15 protein-coding genes and 1 pseudogene are annotated in these 15831 nt (G+C 71.4%); 6 read left to right on the forward strand and 10 right to left on the reverse strand.

What is annotated here, in order from left to right; translation table 11 throughout:
* Positions 1-154: 154 nt before the first annotated feature.
* The gene (locus ACFW9D_RS23825; RefSeq protein ID WP_384624513.1) at positions 155-1099 is read right to left on the reverse strand and encodes an NADP-dependent oxidoreductase; all 945 of its coding nucleotides are present in this window, start codon (positions 1097-1099) and stop codon (positions 155-157) included.
* A 92-nt stretch (positions 1100-1191) separates the two neighbouring features.
* On the opposite strand from ACFW9D_RS23825, the gene ACFW9D_RS23830 reads away from it, so the two are divergent.
* Positions 1192-2133 (forward strand): AraC family transcriptional regulator, encoded by a 942-nt coding sequence (locus tag ACFW9D_RS23830; RefSeq protein WP_384624515.1) that lies wholly within the window; start codon positions 1192-1194, stop codon positions 2131-2133.
* A 4-nt stretch (positions 2134-2137) separates the two neighbouring features.
* Here the strand turns inward: ACFW9D_RS23830 and ACFW9D_RS23835 are convergent, their stop codons facing one another.
* Positions 2138-3022, reverse strand: a complete 885-nt coding sequence (locus ACFW9D_RS23835) for an aldo/keto reductase (RefSeq protein WP_384624517.1) — start codon at positions 3020-3022, stop codon at positions 2138-2140.
* 19 nt (positions 3023-3041) lie between these two features.
* Positions 3042-3980, reverse strand: a complete 939-nt coding sequence (locus tag ACFW9D_RS23840) for an NAD-dependent epimerase/dehydratase family protein (RefSeq protein WP_384624519.1) — start codon at positions 3978-3980, stop codon at positions 3042-3044.
* Between the two features lie 70 nt (positions 3981-4050).
* Between ACFW9D_RS23840 and ACFW9D_RS23845 the strand changes: the two genes are divergently transcribed.
* Together ACFW9D_RS23845 and ACFW9D_RS23850 are read left to right on the forward strand one after the other, a co-directional pair.
* Positions 4051-4971, forward strand: a complete 921-nt coding sequence (locus ACFW9D_RS23845) for a LysR family transcriptional regulator (protein ID WP_384624521.1) — start codon at positions 4051-4053, stop codon at positions 4969-4971.
* Between the two features lie 9 nt (positions 4972-4980).
* A pseudogene (locus tag ACFW9D_RS23850) lies at positions 4981-5196 on the forward strand (transposase); the annotation flags it as partial.
* Between the two features lie 224 nt (positions 5197-5420).
* Here the strand turns inward: ACFW9D_RS23850 and ACFW9D_RS23855 are convergent.
* Positions 5421-6374: a DMT family transporter gene (locus ACFW9D_RS23855; protein WP_384624523.1), complete on the reverse strand. Its 954-nt coding sequence runs from the start codon at positions 6372-6374 to the stop codon at positions 5421-5423.
* A gap of 275 nt (positions 6375-6649) precedes the next feature.
* Between ACFW9D_RS23855 and ACFW9D_RS23860 the strand changes: the two genes are divergently transcribed.
* From ACFW9D_RS23860 to ACFW9D_RS23870, 3 genes are all read left to right on the forward strand, one after another.
* Entirely contained in the window at positions 6650-7795 is a 1146-nt protein-coding gene (locus tag ACFW9D_RS23860) for a LuxR C-terminal-related transcriptional regulator (protein WP_384624525.1), read from the forward strand.
* Between the two features lie 9 nt (positions 7796-7804).
* Positions 7805-8410 carry a cupin domain-containing protein gene (locus ACFW9D_RS23865; protein ID WP_188342008.1) on the forward strand — a complete coding sequence of 202 codons (606 nt, stop codon included), beginning with the start codon at positions 7805-7807 and terminating at the stop codon, positions 8408-8410.
* Between the two features lie 61 nt (positions 8411-8471).
* Entirely contained in the window at positions 8472-9503 is a 1032-nt protein-coding gene (locus ACFW9D_RS23870) for a TauD/TfdA family dioxygenase (RefSeq protein WP_188342009.1), read from the forward strand.
* 48 nt (positions 9504-9551) lie between these two features.
* On the opposite strand, the gene ACFW9D_RS23875 is transcribed toward ACFW9D_RS23870, so the two are convergent.
* Genes ACFW9D_RS23875 through ACFW9D_RS23900 form a run of 6 tightly spaced genes read right to left on the reverse strand, consistent with a single transcriptional unit; the run spans position 9552 to position 15761 of the window.
* Positions 9552-10559, reverse strand: coding sequence for a RimK family alpha-L-glutamate ligase (locus tag ACFW9D_RS23875; RefSeq protein WP_188342010.1), 1008 nt, complete (start codon positions 10557-10559; stop codon positions 9552-9554).
* Position 10560: 1 nt separating this feature from the next.
* Positions 10561-11805 carry an acetyl-CoA carboxylase biotin carboxylase subunit family protein gene (locus ACFW9D_RS23880; RefSeq protein WP_384624527.1) on the reverse strand — a complete coding sequence of 415 codons (1245 nt, stop codon included), beginning with the start codon at positions 11803-11805 and terminating at the stop codon, positions 10561-10563.
* A gap of 28 nt (positions 11806-11833) precedes the next feature.
* Positions 11834-12862 carry a TauD/TfdA family dioxygenase gene (locus ACFW9D_RS23885; RefSeq protein WP_384624529.1) on the reverse strand — a complete coding sequence of 343 codons (1029 nt, stop codon included), beginning with the start codon at positions 12860-12862 and terminating at the stop codon, positions 11834-11836.
* Between the two features lie 33 nt (positions 12863-12895).
* A complete protein-coding gene (locus tag ACFW9D_RS23890) occupies positions 12896-13999 on the reverse strand; it encodes an aspartate kinase (protein ID WP_384624531.1) in 1104 nt (367 codons plus the stop codon).
* The gene (locus ACFW9D_RS23895) at positions 13996-15042 is read right to left on the reverse strand and encodes an aspartate-semialdehyde dehydrogenase (protein WP_384624533.1); all 1047 of its coding nucleotides are present in this window, start codon (positions 15040-15042) and stop codon (positions 13996-13998) included. The genes ACFW9D_RS23890 and ACFW9D_RS23895 overlap by 4 nt, the downstream gene beginning before the upstream one ends.
* Positions 15043-15065: 23 nt before the next feature.
* Complete coding sequence (locus tag ACFW9D_RS23900) at positions 15066-15761, reverse strand: HAD family hydrolase (RefSeq protein ID WP_384624535.1); 696 nt, start codon at positions 15759-15761, stop codon at positions 15066-15068.
* Between the last annotated feature and the right edge of the window lie 70 nt (positions 15762-15831).

Consider the following 15831-nt stretch of genomic DNA (forward strand, 5'->3'; position numbering starts at 1 on the left):
GCACCCGCACCCGCACCCGCACCCGCACCCGCACCCGCACCCGCACCCGCACCCGCACCCGCACCCGCACCCGCACCCGCACCCGCACCCGCACCCGCACCGGCACATGCTCCGACCGGCGGAGATCGCAGCGGGCCCCGGCAGGCAACCGGCCTCACGGGACGATGAGGACCTTGCCCCGGATCAGGCCGGCCTGGCTGAGGCGGTGGACGTCGGAGAGGTCGGTCAGCGGGCGCGATGAACTGACATCGACGCTGACCGTGCCCGCGTCGACGAGATCCACCAGCGCACCCAGGTCCGCGACATCGTTGCGCGCGACCATGTGCACCGCGCTCACCCCGGCGTCGGCGGACGACTGGACCGGAGTGGCGATCGACACGATCCGCCCGCCCTGCCGGACCAGAGGAACCAGAGCCGCGGCGTCCCGCGGGCTCAGCGGCACCAGGTTGAGCAGCAGGTCCACCGGGCCGTCGAGTGCGGCGCCCACCGGCCGAACGGTGTAGTCGATGACCTGGTCCGCCCCCTGCCGCAGGACCGCCTCGGTACTGCGCGGACCGGCCGTGGCGATCACCTCAGCGCCCGTGTACTTGGCGAGCTGCGTGACGAAGCCTCCTACGCCGCCACCCGCACCGTTCACCAGCACCCGCAGGCCGGGGGTGATCTTTCCGTGCTCGAAGACCGCCTGCCATGCCGTCAGGCCCGCGACCGGAAGCGCCGCGGCGTGAGCGAGCGGGATGGACTGTGGTGCCGCCGTCAGTACGGCGGCGGGCGCCCGGACGTACTCGGCGGCCGCACCGTCGCCGTCGAGCCGCCCGACGACGCGGTCGCCCACGGCGAACCCCTCGACAGCCGGGCCGATCTCCACCACGGTGCCGGCGACGTCCCAGCCGAGCGTGTAAGGCAGGTCCACGGGGAGGAACCCTTGGAGCAGTCCGCCGCGCAAGGCGGCCTCGGTGGGATTGAACGAGTTGGCGGCGACGCGGATGAGCACTTCACCCAAGCCGGGGCGCGGGCAGGGGACTTCGTCGTAGCGGATCACGGAAGCATCGCCGAACTCATGGATGCGTGCGGCCTTCATCGTCGTCATGGTCATCGTCATGCAGTGAACGTACGACCGCCGACGAGGACGATCCATGCGTGAGGATTCCCCATTCATACGCGATCGTCTCGCACGCCTTCTATGCTCGGGCCATGGACGTACTGAGCGACGTGGTCGCGGTGACGCGCACCGGACGACCCCGTTCGGCGCACGTGCGATGGCACGCCCCGTGGGGGCAGGAATTCTCCTCCGTACCCGGGTCGGCGGGCTTCCAGGTGGTCCTGGAGGGCTCCTGCTGGCTCCTTCCCACCGATGCGGAACCCGTCCGCCTGGGCACAGGAGACGTGGTGTTCCTGCCGCACGGCAAAGGCCACATCCTGGCCGACAGCCCCCAGCCCCCGGTGACGGCACCGGCCTGCCGCCCCGACGACCCGGAGCCGTACGACGCCTACGCATCCGACCGCGTCGACAGGAGCGGCGACGGCGGCCCGGCCACCGTACTGCTCTGCGGGGCCTACCAACTCGATCCGTCCCGCACCCACCCACTGCTCCTGTCCCTCCCGGACCTCATCCACCTGCCCGCGCACCCTGGCCGCCGCACCGAACTGAGCGCGGCAGTGCAACTGCTCGCCGCGGAACTGGAGACCCCGAGCCTGGGCACGGACGCGGCCGTCCCCGCCCTCCTGGACGCACTGCTGCTCTACATCCTGCGCATCTGGTTCGACGAACAGCCCCACAGGGAGGACCACCTCACCGGATGGGCCGCCGCACTGAACGACCCGCCGGTCACCGCCGCCCTCCACGCCATCCACCGCGACCCCGCCGCCCCATGGACCGTGGCGAAACTCGCCGCCGAAGCCGGCCTCTCACGCGCCCCCTTCGCCAAGCGCTTCGCCCACCTGGTGGGCCAGCCACCCCTGGCCTACCTGACCTGGTGGCGGATGACCACAGCAGCACGACTGCTCCGCACATCAAACGCACCACTGAGAACGGTCGCCGCCCAAGTGGGCTACACATCCGAATTCGCCTTCGCCAACGCATTCAAACGCACGCACGAAACCCCGCCCGGGACCTACCGGCGCAAGGCCAGATAGAGGGTCAGCCGACCAGCGCGTCCTCCAGCTGAGCCCGCTCCACCTCGCTCAGCTCCAGCTCAGCCGCATCGGCAGAGTCCTGGATCGAAGCCGGTCTGCTGGCACCCGGCACAGGGATCACCGCCGGCGAGCGGGCCAGCAGCCAGGCCAGAGCGACCTGTTGCGGACTGACATCGCGCTCGTCCGCGATGCGATGGAAGGGCGTGCCCGCAGAAGGCGGCCCGGACGGCCCGTCGAGAGAACTGCGCGAGATGCCGCCCAACGGACTCCAGGGCAGGAAGGCCAGCCCCAGCTCCGCACTCAGCCGCAGCTCGGCCTCACTGTCGCGCACAGCGGGCGAGTACTGATTCTGTACGGACACGAGCGCGTCCCCGAGGATCGAATACGCCTCGCGGATCTGGCCGGTCGTGACATTGGAGATCCCGGCGGCACGGATCGTTCCGGCGTCGTACAACTCCCGCAGCGCGCCCACGGACTCCGCCCAGGGCACGGCCGGATCCGGCTTGTGCAACTGGTACAGGCCGATGGCGTCGACACCCAGACGCTTCAGCGAATCCTCGGCAGCGCGCTTCAGATGCGCAGGGCTGGCGGTGACGGTCCAACTGCCGTCACCGGGCCGCCCACGACCACCCTTCGTGGCAACGAGAACCCGCGACGTGTCCCCACCGTACGAGGCCAGGGCGCGGGCGACGAGGAGTTCGTTGTGCCCCCTCTCGTCGGCGTGCCAGTGATAGCTGTCGGCGGTGTCGATGAGCGTGACCCCGGCATCCAGCGCGGCGTGAATGGTCGCAGTCGCCCGCGCCTCGTCCGGCCGGTGTTCGATGGACAGCGGCATGGCGCCCAGCCCCACGGCGCTGACAGAGGTGCTTCCGATCGTGCGGTACCGCATGGTCTGTCCGTTCCGTTCCTCAGGCGTGGGCGCCGGATGCGTCGAGGGCTTCGGCGACGGCGCCGGGAAGCCAGTCAGTGATGTGGGAGAAGCGGAAGCCGAGGGCCTTCGCACGGGCGTTGCTCATGGCGTAATGCCGGTCGAACGAGAACGGCGACGCCGACTCACCCGCGCCGACGCTCCGATACACGGCCTCCCGACCACTCTGCGCAGCGATCACAGCCCCCAGCCCATAGACATCGAGCGGCCCGTCGGAACAGGCATTGACCGCACCGGTGGCATAAGTGCCGGCAGCCGCCCACACCAGCAGATCCGCCAACTCCTCGTAATGAATGAAGACCGTGGGCAGCGCCTCGGCATGCACCACAATCTCCGTGCCCCGGGTGACGTGCCCGACGTAGTGCGCCAGCCGGCCGGTGAACTCCTCGGCACCCCCACCCAGCACGTGCGCGCTGCGCACAGCGACGAAGCCGAACCCGTGCTGCCGGGTGAAGACGGCCTCCGCCTGACGCTTGCCCTCGGCGTAGTGCGCCTCGAGGTACGCCGCGTCGTGCCAGGGCAGGTCCAAGCGCACCGGCCACGAGGCAGGATCCACGATCTCCTCCCGCACCGACGTGCCGCGCGGGACGGCAGGCAAGTCGGCGGTCGCCGGATCGTAGACCTCGATGGTGGACGTCATGACATAACGCCGCGTACGACCACCGAAAACCCGGGCGGCGATGGCGGCCTGCACGGGGGTGTAGCAGACCTGATCGACGACCACGTCGAACGTACGGGAGCCGAGCGCGCCGACCAGGGCGGCCTCGTCGTCACGGTCCACGACGAGGTGCTCGACACCGGGCGGCGGCGGGACCGAACCGCGGTTGATCACCGTCACCTGATGACCGGCCGCCTGCAGGCGCTTCACCAGGAGCTTGCCGAAGTACCGGCTTCCGCCGATCACACAGATCCTTTGCATGCACCCATCCTGGCCACCTACCGTCAACACTAGAAGTGGCCACTCACTGGATGCGTATTAAGGAAAACTGTTGATCGATGTGCAGCGCCTACGCGTCCTGCGGACCGTCGCGGAACACGGCAGCTTCAACCAGGCCGCAGCCGCCCTCCACCTCACCCCCTCAGCCGTGTCCCAGCACATCGCCGCACTCGAACGCAGCCTCGGCACCCAGGTCGTGGCACGCAGCACCCGCGGCGTCACCCTCACCCCGGCCGGCCGCATCATGGTCGGCGCCGCCGAGTCGGTCGCCGCAGAACTCGCCCACGCCCAACAGCAGGTCGACCGACTCGGCCACGGACGCACCCAACTCACCATCGCCACCTTCACCAGCGGCGGCAGACTCCTCCTGCCCGGCGCCCTCACCCACCTCACCGCCACCCACCCCGACACCGTCGTCCACGTCAAAGAAGCCGAACCCGAAGACAGCCTCCCGCTCGTCCGCCAGGGAGCCGTCGACCTCGCCCTCGCCTACCACTTCGACGGCCCGCTCCCCGGCCGACCAGGCCAAAGCCCCACCCTGGAATGGACACCACTCATGGACGACCCCCTGCACGTCGTCCTCCCCGACACCCACCCCCTCGCCGACCGCGACACACTCGACATCAGCGAACTCGCCACCGAACCCTGGGTACTCGGCTGCCGAAAAACCGAGACCTACCTACGCCGCTACGCCGAACGCGCCGGATTCGAACCAGAGGTACGCGGCACGACAACCGACTACTTCTTCGCCCGCTCACTCGTCGCCGCAGGCACAGGAATCTCCCTCATCCCCTCCATCGCACAGACCCCACCCACACCCGGCCTCCGCACCATCCCGATCACCCCGCCGACCCCCACCCGCCACCTCGGCGTCGCCACGATCCACCGCCGCAACCAACCCCATGTCAAAACACTGATCCAGGCCCTCCAGAAACAAGCAGCGGCCCTGGACGAGACCTGTCGAGGCGGCTGAGCCGCAGCCGGCGAGGGCGGGCTGCTCCAGCAGCTGACGAAGCGGCTGCTGGAGTCCACTCTGGAGGGCGAGATCACCGACCACCTCGGTTATGACAAGCACGATCCGGTCGGGAAGAACGGCGGCAACTCCCGCAACGGGACCCGTGCGAAGACCGTGCTCACGGACGTCGGGCCGGTGGAGATATCCGTGCCCCGTGACCGGGACGGGTCGCACGACCCGCAAGGACGGCGCCGGGCGGCCTGGAGCCGGCGGGGACGCGAAGTCCGCCTGCACGTCATCCGCCTCCGGCCGCACCAGCAGTACGCCGCGCGACTCCTCACGGGCGACACTCCGGCCGGCGAGGCCCTCGTCGACAACGGCTGCCCACGCCCCGCACGCAGCAGCGACCACACCCGCACTGTGCCCCGCCACCCCACCCCAACACCTGGCCGGGGTGGCCCGCCGGGTCACCGGGCCGGTGTGGAAGTCCTGCGTGGCGTGCCGATCCGGTTGGCCAGGAGGGTTCCCGCGGTGGCCAGGGTGAGGCCGGCCAGGGTGAGCGGGCCCAGCCGCTGGTGGAGCAGGGCTGCCGCGAGGGCGGCGGTGGCCATGGGAACGAGGTAGAAGAGGCTGCTGACCTGGCTCGTGCCGTGCCGCTGGAGCAGGTGGTAGAGCAGACCCACGCCGACGATGGAGTTGATGAACGCGGCCCACAGCAGGACGGGCCAGAATCCCGCGGCGAAGGTGACGTCGAAGCCTTCCGCGAGCAGCGCGGGCAGGAGGGTCGCCGCCGCGGCGGCGAGGAGCTGCACGGCGTTGCCGGTGACGGGCTCCATGTCCTGGCAGTGCAGCTTCTGCCAGACGGTGCCGACGGAGATGCCGAGCAGGCCGAGGAAGAGGAACGCGATCCCGGCCAGACTGCTGCCGTCGAGCTGGAGCCGGTCCAGGACGGCGAGCACCACTCCGCCGAGTCCGAGGGCGAGGCCGAGGAGCTGTCCCCGGGTGATGCGTTCGCCGAGGACGGGTACGGAGATCAGCGAGGCGAGCAGCGGGTAGAGCGCGATGACGAGCGCCGCGACGCCTGACGGGACGCCCCGCTCCATACCGGCGTAGATGCTGGAGAACTGCAGTCCCTGGACCAGCGTGCCGGTGACCAGGAGGTGGAGCAGGAGGCGTCCGCGGGGCAGCGGGAGGCGCCGCAGGAGCGCGACCGCGAGCAGGGCGCCGCCCGCGAGGGCGAACCGCAGGCAGGCGAAGGTGAAGGGCGCCGCGTACCGCAGGCCGAGCGTGCCCGAGATGAACCCGGAGCTCCAGACCACGACGAGAGCGGCGCGCGCGGTGGCGTCCTTGCCGCGCCGGGCCGGGCGGGCCGGTGTGGTTCCGGCGTCCGGTGCGGCGGATTCCCGTAGGCCCGTGTCCATGGCGTCCCCTGCCGTCGAGCGCGCAGCGCGGTGGATGTTCTTAAAACTGCACGTTAGTACGAGATACTGCCCGGTTCTTCCTGGGAGGGCGGGCTTGCAGCAACCTGCAGGCGTGGGCGTGGAGATCCGGCCAACCTCTGGTTCGCGTTGACCCGGGCGCGAGCGGCTCGTACGGTATGACGTACAAACGTGCTGTATTTAGAACGATCGAGGGCGGGCCGGCGGAGAGCCGGCAGCGAGCCGAAAACGGGGACCGGAGACAGGGAGTGGGCCCGATGGGCGTCAGCTTTGAGGCACGCCAATTCCATGGGTTAGGGGGAGCGCAGGACCAGGAGGAGTTGTACGAGCTGGCGGCACGCATGCAGGTGCTGCGGCCGGACCGGGCCGCCGCCCGGCTCGGCTGGAGCATCGAACGCACGGATCAGGCGGTGCGACTCCTCGCGGAGGCCAAGCTGCTGCAGCCGCTGCCCGGCGACGAGGGCGCCTTCCGGCCGGTTCCGCCCAGGGCGGCCGCCTACCGACGGCTGGCCCCCTTGCAGGAGCAGATCCAGCGGATGGAGCGCCGCTCCCGGGAGATCCAGGCCGAGCTGGTCGGCTTCCACCGGGCCCGCGAGGAAGCGCTCGGGGTGGCGTGCGACACCGACACCGACACCGACGCCGACAGTGCCGCCACCGGCGAGAGCGGTGAGGGCTTCGGGTGGGCGGCCGGCCGTGAGACGCTGCGGATGCTGATCGGTGAGGAGGCGCTCCAGGAGGAGATCACCGCCGCCCTGTCGTCCTGCGCGCGCGACGTGCTGCTCGCGCGTCCGGGCACCGGCTGGTGGGCCACCACCATGCAGCACTGCGCCGAGGCGTCGATCGGATCCCTTCAGCGGCGCGACGTCGACGTGCGCGTCATCCAGCACCACGCCGCCCGCTTCGACCCCGCCACACGGAAGTTCGCCGCCGCCCTGTCCGACGGCGGAGGCGCGGTCCGGACGCTGGCCGGCCCCTTCGAGGGCGTCATCCTGATCGACCGTCAGGTCGCGATCGTCCCGCTGGAGGAGGCTCACCTCGCCGTGGTCGTCCACCAACCCGGCCTCGTGCGCTTCATGGTGGAGGTCTTCGAGCGGACCTGGCGGGTGGCCAAGGACTTCGCGGGACAGTGCCGTACGACCGAGGTCAGTAAGCTCGTATCGGACGTGCAGGGCGCTATCATCCAGCTCCTCGCCGAAGGAAAGACCGACGAGGTCATCGCGCGACGCATCGGGGTGAGCGTGCGTACCTGCCGCCACCACATCGCCAAGATCTACGACGAGCTCGGCGCCCGCAGCCGGTTCCAGCTGGGCGTCATGATTGCCAGATCCGGGCTTCTGGAGCAGGTCCAGAACGGCCCGCACGGATGTGAGGCGGGCGCGGTGCGTTCCCTCACCGCAACCTAGGACTCGTACATGGACCACGCCGAAGCCGCACCCGCATCCGCATCCGCCGCAGCACAGCAGCCCCCGGAGCTCGGCTACCCCCGCCCCGGCGAGGTGCTGCGCCGGCTGCGGACCCAGCGCGGGATGTCCCTGCGCAACGTCGCGGCGGAGTGCGGCCTTTCGGTGTCGTTCCTCGCGGGGCTCGAACGGGGCGAGACAGACATCGCCCTGGAGCGGCTCAGCCGCCTCGCCGCGGTGTTCGGCCACGACGTGGGGTCCTTCCTGGGCTTCTCGCGCGGCCGGGCCACACCGTCCGTCTTCCCGCTCGAGACCCAGGAGCAACTGGAGCGGGCGCCCGGAGTCACCTACCACGTCCTGAGGTCCCCGGAACTCGGCTACCAGGTGATCACCGCTCACTTCCAGCCCGGCAGCGAGCTCGGCGAGCACCTGCAGCACGAGGGGACCGACCTCATCGTGATGACCGAGGGCACCCTGGTGGCCCGCTACAACGGCGTGGACTACGAACTGCGCGCCGGCGACTGCGCCCAGTGGTCGGCGGGCTATCCGCACACCTTCCGCAACGACAGCGACGAGCCCGCCCGATTCATCGGCGTGCTCTTCTCGAGCCTCTACTGAAGCCAGGGCCCCGCTCCACGCGCGGTCCGGGCCCTCACGAGAACAGGACTGAGGGGAATCCATGCGCAGTGCCGGTGGTCCGCCGGGAAGCGGCAGAAGGCCCGCGGGCACCTACGCGGAGGTGCGGCTGCCGGACGGCGCGCGTGATCTGCTGGCGCAGCGGCTGGCGTCCGACAACGACCCCTTCGGCGACATCGACCGGGCGTCGGCCCGCTGCCACCAGGCATTCGCCCAGCTGCCCCTGGACGTTCTGCAGACCCTGCTGGACTTCGGCCGCCACCCGGACGCGCCGGGCGTCGCCTTCCTGCGGAACCTGCCGGTGGACGCACTGCTGCCGCCCACCCCGCGCGACGGCGGGCCGAGCCTCGGCAAGCGGACGTTCGTCGCCGAGGGCGTGCTGCTCGGACTGAGCGGGCTGCTGGGCGAGCCCGTGGGCTTCCTCTCCGAGCGTGAGGGGCGCCTCGTGCACGACGTCGTCCCCGTCGCCCTCGGCGCCACCACCCAGACCAGCCAGGGCTCGCGGGTCTTCCTCACGTTCCACAACGACCTCGTGCACGACCGCCGGGACTGCTACAGCCTGCCCAGCCCCGATTTCGTCGTGCTGAACTGCCTGCGCGCCGACCGGGAGAACGCGGCATGTTCCTACTACGCCGACGCCCGTGACATCACCGGCCTGCTCGACGAGGAGACCCTTGCCGTCCTGCGCTCCCCGGTCTTCCGGATGAACGCGCCCGGCGGCTTCGTCAGCACACTCGCCGACCACGACGAGGCGTACTCCGCACCGGTGCCGATCCTGCGCGGGCCCGGAGAGTTCCCCGAAGTGGTCAGCGCCGCCAACGGAGTACGCCCGCTGACGGTGGCGGGACAGGCGGCGTTCGACTCCTTCCAGTCCGCCTGCCGGGCGGCCGCGCACGAGGTGCGGCTCGCACCCGGGCAGGCACTGCTCATCAACAACCGCAAGGGCGTGCACGCGCGTTCGTGCTACACCGCCCGCTACGACGGTCGCGACCGCTGGCTCCAGCGGACGTACGTGCGGCGCAATCTGTGGGACATCCGCCACCGCTCCGTGCCCGGGATCCGCCGCATCCACTGAACACGCGAGCCGGTGCACGGGGCCGCTCCGGCCCCGTGCACCGGCCGGTCACCGCAGCTTGCCGGCGGTCCGCAGCGAGTCCAGGACCGCTCGTACGGCGTCGGTGGACTGGTCCTCACCCGTCACCCGCTTGTGGTAGCACAGGCCCGCCGGGTTCTCCAGATTGATCTCGATCACGTGCGGGTACGCCAGGTCGACACCGGCGAAATGGATGCCGTGCTCGCCCAGTTGCTTCCCGATGCCGCGTACGAGGGTCTCTTCCTCCTCCGTGAGGCGCAGCCGCTCGTAGCCGGCCCCGACCGTCGCGTTGGCCCGGTTGTCGTTCTCCCGCGGGATCCGCAGGTACCCGGAGACGGGCTCCTCACCGGCGAGGATCACCCGCTTCTCCTGGGTGCGGGCGTGCGGCAGGTACTCCTGGAGGACGGCGTAGCGCTCGGCGCGGCCGATGACGGCGCGGCCGTAACTGTCGTAGCGGGACGTGGCGTTGCCGGTGGCGGAGCTGAGCAGCGCCGCGCTGTTGCGGTCCGCGTCGCTCACGACATAGACGTCGGCGCCGCAGCCCTCGTTCGGCGGCTTGAGCACCCACGGGCGGTCGGGGACGCCGTGGACCAGCCCGCCGAGGAAGCCGGCGTCGTTCGACACATAGGAGCTGGGCCGGTGCTCGGGCGGCACGAGGGCGCCGAGGGTGGTCTTGGAGTTGAGGAAGTACAGGGCGGAGGCCTCGTTCACGAACGGAACCCGCTGGTTGAGCAGCCACAGCAACTGGAAGTACTCCGTGCCCGCGTCCGGATGCGGGCCGCCGAACACCCAGACCAGGTCGAAATCGTCGACCGGACCCTGCGGGACCTCCGGCGGCGGCAGCGGGTCGCCGGGCGCGATCGGCCCGCGCAGCCGGGTCCGGTCGCAGGCCAGCACCGAGTCGTGCAGGGCCAGCGAGTGGACGTTCCCGATGTGCACCTCGTGGCCCTCGCGCAGCAGCGCGCTGGGCACGAGCGACTGGTTGTCGAGCTCGAACTCCGGCGCTCCCGACACCAGGACCAGAATCTTGTACGGCATGTCAGTTTCCCCTCGTGCTCTCGGCGTTCTCGGTGTCGTTCGCGTCGGCCTCGGCGAGACGGGCCATCAGCCACCGCTCCGTCTCCAGCAGCCGCGCCTCGACCTGCTCGGGCCCGTCGCCGCGGACGACGGCGAAGCACAGGTGATGGGCGCTGTGCAGCGTCACCGCGTCCGGGGCGAGCCGCGTGTTCACCTCGTAGTGGCGCACCCACGGGAACGGCGGCCGCCCAGGAGCCCTGACCGGGCGGCCCTGCGGCAGCACCGAGACGGAGCCGTGGACCTCGCCGGGCGTGTCCCGCGGCGGCTGCGGCACCGGCAGCCCGCACGCGGCGCGCAGCGTGGTGGCGTGCAGGTCCACTCCGTAGGTGAGCTCGGTCAGCTGGGGGATCCGGTCGCCGCCGACCCGCGAGGCGATCTCGCACAGCACCAGCTCGTCATCGGGGGTGTGGAACACCTCCAGGTGATACGCGCTCGTGTCCGGCGTGTCGAAGGACGCGAGCACCCGGTCGAGGTACTCCTCCAGCCGGCGGGCGAACGCGCTCTCGGGACGCAGCTGCACCGAGCCGTTGTTGTGCCCGGTGAAGACCCCGAGGCAGCTGCGCAGATAGCGCGAGGAGGCGACGAAGCGGTAGCCCTCGGAGATGACCGCGTCGACGTGGTACATCGGGCCCTCGACGAACTCCTCCGCCATCAGGTCCTCGCGCCAGGGCCGCCGGCTGAAGGCGAGGAGGTCGTCCTCGTCGCGCAGCACCGAGATGTCGCGGGAGCCCCCCTGCTTGACGGGCTTGACGACGACGGGATAGGCGAACTTCTCGATGAAGGAGGTCAGATCGCCGAACGCGGTGAGCCGGGCGAAGCCCGGTACGCGGACGGCGCGGCCCGCCGTCTCCTTCATCACGGCCTTGTCGCGGAAGGCCAGCGCGCTCGCCCGCGACTGGCCCGGCAGGCCGAGGTCCTCCCGGATGTGGGCGGCCCGCTCCAGGTCGTACTCGTTGTCGGTGACGACGTGGGTGAAGGTCAGTTCGTGCGCCATCCGGCGGATCGCGAGCTCCGCGTACGGGATCGACTCGCACTGCGGCACGTACTCGTAGTGGGCGAGCCCTTCGGTGTGCGCGAGGTCGTGGTGGCTGAAGACGTACAGGCGGTCCGCGCACTCGGGGAACATGGCCGGATAGTCCAGTACGGAACGGTAGTTGATGACGGCGACGCGGCCGGGCGCGTCGCCGGCCGGCGGGATGGTGGTCATGACGGGTCTCGCCTTCCGGAGGTCGTGCTCAGTGCAGGCGCCGGGAGCCGGGGACGGCCCGGTGACGGATCGGCCACTGGTCGCGGCGCACGTAGGTCCGCTGGAGCCAGCGGTCCCGGCCGTCGTAGCGCGCGGTGAACGAGGAACGGGCGTGCAGGCCCTTGCGGTTGTTGATCAGCAGCGCTTCGCCGGGGCGCAGGAACACCTCGTGGGCGACCTCCCGGCAGGCCTGCTGCAGCCGGTCGAGCGCCGCGCGGGCGGGCGCGCCGTGGGCACGGATCCCGTTGGCGGCGGCGGACACCTCGGGGCAGGAATCGGGCCCGCCGATCATCGGCACGAGCTCGGAGTACACCTCCGTGCCGCCCGCGACGTCCCGTACGTAGCTGCCGGGGGCGTTCATCCGGAACAGCGGGCTGCGCAGGATCTCCAGGGACTCCGCGTCCAGCACGTGGCAGATGTCGCGGGCGTCCGCGTAGTAGGTACCGGCCACCCCGTCGTGGTCGGCACGCAGGCAGCTGAGCACGAGGAAGTCGGGGCTGGCCAGGTCGTAGCGTCCGCTCGCGTCGTGAACGATGTCGTTGTGGAAGTTGAGGAAGACGGAGGAGCCCTGGTTGGTCTGGGTCGTGGCTCCGGTCGCCACCGGGACGACGTCGTGGACGAGCCGGCCGTTCTTCTCGGTGGCGAAGCCCACGGGCTCGCCGAGCAGTCCGCTGAGCCCGAGGAGCACCCCTTCGGCGACGAACGTGGCCTTGCCCGAGCTCGGGCCGCCGTCGCCGGGTGTCGGCGGGAGAGAGGGGTCGACCGGGGCGTTGCGCAGGTACCCGACGCCGGGCGTGTCCGCGTGCCGGCCGAAGTCGAGGATCTGTTGCAGCAAGGAGGCCGGCATCCGGGCGAAGGTCTGCAGATACCGGGTCATCAGCCGGTCGATGTCCCCGGCGGGCCCGTGCCCGGGCCGGGGCAGCGCGGCCAGCTGTTCGCCGAGCGCGTCGCGGACCGGATCCGGCAGGTCGATCGTGAGGAGTGTGGCGGGGCGGGCGGCGGTGGCGGGTGCGGTCATGTGTGGTCCTCTTCCGGTGGTGTCGTCGGCCGGTCAGGCGTGCGCCGGTGCCAGGGCCTGACCGGCCGCGGTGTCCAGGCCGTCGTGCAGGCGCTGCGCGAGCCGTACGGCTGCCGGTCCGTCGGGGGCGATGTGCACGGTGGCCCGGCCGGCGTGCAGCTCGGTGACCGGGACGCCGGCCTCGCGGGCGGGCGGCAGGCCGTGTCGCAGCCGGGTGGCCTCCGGGTCCGTGTAGCCACCGATCAGGGCGACGTGCGGTCCCTCCGCCAGACGCAGCGCCACCACGCCGTCGGCGCGGAACGCGCGGTGCGCCCGGTCCGCGGCGGCCCGGTCCGGATAGGCGAGGACGCGTGAGCCGAGGTCGAGGACGACCGCTCGGGCGGCGGCTTCACCGGGCCCGATGACGGTTCCCCTGGTGAAGGGTTCTGTGTTGTGCCGGCAGACGATCTCGACGCGGTGGCACTCCGCGAGGCGCACCGCGCGATGGTGCAGCACCTTGGCCCCGTGGTGGGACATGGCGGCGGCGTCGGCGTAGGAGACGGCGGGCAGCAGCCTGGTTCCGGTGACCCGGTTGGGGTCGCAGCTGTGGATGCCGGCCACGTCGGAGTGGATCTCGCAGCGGTCCGCGCCGAGCGCCACGGCCGCGGCCACGGCGGAGAGGTCGGAACTGTTCTTGCCGAGCCAGGTGGGCCGTCCCCGGCCGTCGGCGGCCTGGCCGCCCGGGACGACCACCACGTCGTGCTCGCGCAGGGCGCGGCGCAGCGGCTGGGGAGCGATCCGTTCGAGCCGGGCCCACATGAAGGTCTCGTCGGTGGTGAACCCGCTCTCGTGCCCGGCCAGTACGGTGGCGCGGCGTCCGAGGCGGTGCAGCGCCGCCGCCAGGAGATGGGCGCTGACCGTGTCGGCGAGCGTGAGCAGTCCGGCCACCCGGTCGCCCCCGGGGTGCGGGCTCACCTCGTGCAGCCGGCCGCGCAGCGCTTCGGTCTCTCCCGGCATCGCGCTGACGACGACCGCGAGGCGGCGGCCGGAAGAGGCGATGCGGGAGTCCAGGGAGCGGGCCAGTTCCCCGTACGCGTCGGGCGTCGCGAAGCTGGAGCCGCCGAACTTGAGCACCAGCGGGGCACCGGCCGCGCTCACAGCGTCCCCCGGGCCACGAGTTCCTCGGCGATCTGGAGGGCGTTGAGCGCGGCGCCGATCCGCAGGTTGTCGGCGACGACCCACAACCAGAACCCGCGCGGGTCGTGCGGGCTGACCCGGACTCGGCCGACGTGGACGTGGTCGGCCTCGGTGACGGTGCGCGGGGTGGGGAAGGCGCCCGGGACCTCGCGGTCGTGCACGGTGACCTCGGGGAGCGCGCCGAGCCGGGCGACCAGCTCGGCCCGGTCCACGGAGTCGTCGCACTCGACCCATGCGGCCTCGGAGTGGCTGTTGAGGACAGGGACCCGGACACAGGTGGTCGTCACGTCGAGATGGGGGAGGTCGAGGATCTTGCGGGACTCCTGGAGCATCTTCTGCTCCTCCATCGTGAAGCCGGAGTCCAGGAGTTCGTCGATGAAGGGCACGACGTTGAACGCGAGGGTCGGCCGGAACTGCGCCTGCGGTCCCGCGTCCGCCGGGTCGGCCAGCGCCGCGCGGGTGGCCTCGCGCAGCTCTGCCGTGCCGGAGTGCCCGCGGCCCGACGCGGCCTGATAGGTGCTCACGACCACCTTGCGCAGCCCCCACCGGTCCTCGACCGGGCGCAGCAGCCTGACCAGCGGGATGGTCGAGCAGTTGGGGTTGGCGACGATGCCGCTCGCGGGGCGCCGGGCCAGGAGGTCCACGTTGACCTGCGGGACGACGAGCGGGGTCCGGGGGTCCATGCGGAAGGCGTTGGTGTTGTCGATGACCAGTGCGCCCCGGGCCGCGGCCTCGGGAGCCCACTTGCGGCTCACGTCGGTGCCGGCGGAGAAGAACGCCAGGTCGGCATCGGCGAAGTCGAAGGTGTCGACGGGGCTCACGGGGTGGGCCACGCCGTCCACGTGCAGGGTGCGGCCCGACGAGCGCGGGGAGGCGAGCAGGTGGATCTCCCGGTAGCGGAAGGCCCGGTCCTCGATCAGCCGGATCAGGGTCTCGCCGACGGCTCCGGTCGCGCCGACCAGGGCGATCCGGGGGGCGCGGGGGTCGTGCGGGGTGTACGGCATCACAGGTCCCTTCGGTGTGCGGGTCAGCGCAGTACGGGCAGCAGGCGGCGCAGGGCGTCGGGCCGGGCTGTGACGGGCACGGCGTCGACGAAGTGCACGGCGGCGCCGACCGCGGCCGCCCCGGCGTCGGCGACCCGGTCGTCGCCGACCATGGCGGTGTCGGCTCCGTGCAGATCGAGGAGGTCGAGGGCGGTGCGGAAGAGCTCGGGGTCCGGCTTCTGCACGCCGTGCTCGTACGAGAGCACGAAGGCGTCCACGTATCGGTCCAGGCGGTGCGCGCGGAAGACGGGGCGCAGGTCCCAGCCGATGTTGCTGACCACGGCGATGTCCACACCGGCACCGTGCAGGGTCGCGAGGACCTCGGCGGTGTCCGGATAGGGTTGCCAGGCCGGCGCGGTCATGTGCCGTGCGTAGAGCGCGTCGGTCAGCTCCGGCCAGGGCAGTCCCGTCGCCCGCAGGAGTCCCGTGTACGCCTGCCGGTGCCGGTCGGCGTCCAGGTCCCGCTCCCGCCACAGCCGCTCCAGCTCGGGGTCGACGCTGCGGGGGGCCGGGCCGCCGGGGACCGCTCCGACCTCGCGCAGCCGCCCGGCCCAGTGCCGCACCTCGTCGGCCGCGGCGCTCACGCGGGCCTCGGCGAGTACGGCGGTGAGCCATTCCTCGGCGCTCTCCAGATGGAAAAGCGTTCCTGAGAAGTCGAACATGCAGCCTTTGACGGGCATGGGAGATCCTTCGTCGGCGGGGAGAGCAGGACGGGGGAGCAGAACGGGGGAACTGGGGGAACTGGGGAAC

The organism is Streptomyces sp. NPDC059524, from assembly GCF_042749255.1.
Classification (GTDB): domain Bacteria; phylum Actinomycetota; class Actinomycetes; order Streptomycetales; family Streptomycetaceae; genus Streptomyces; species Streptomyces xanthii.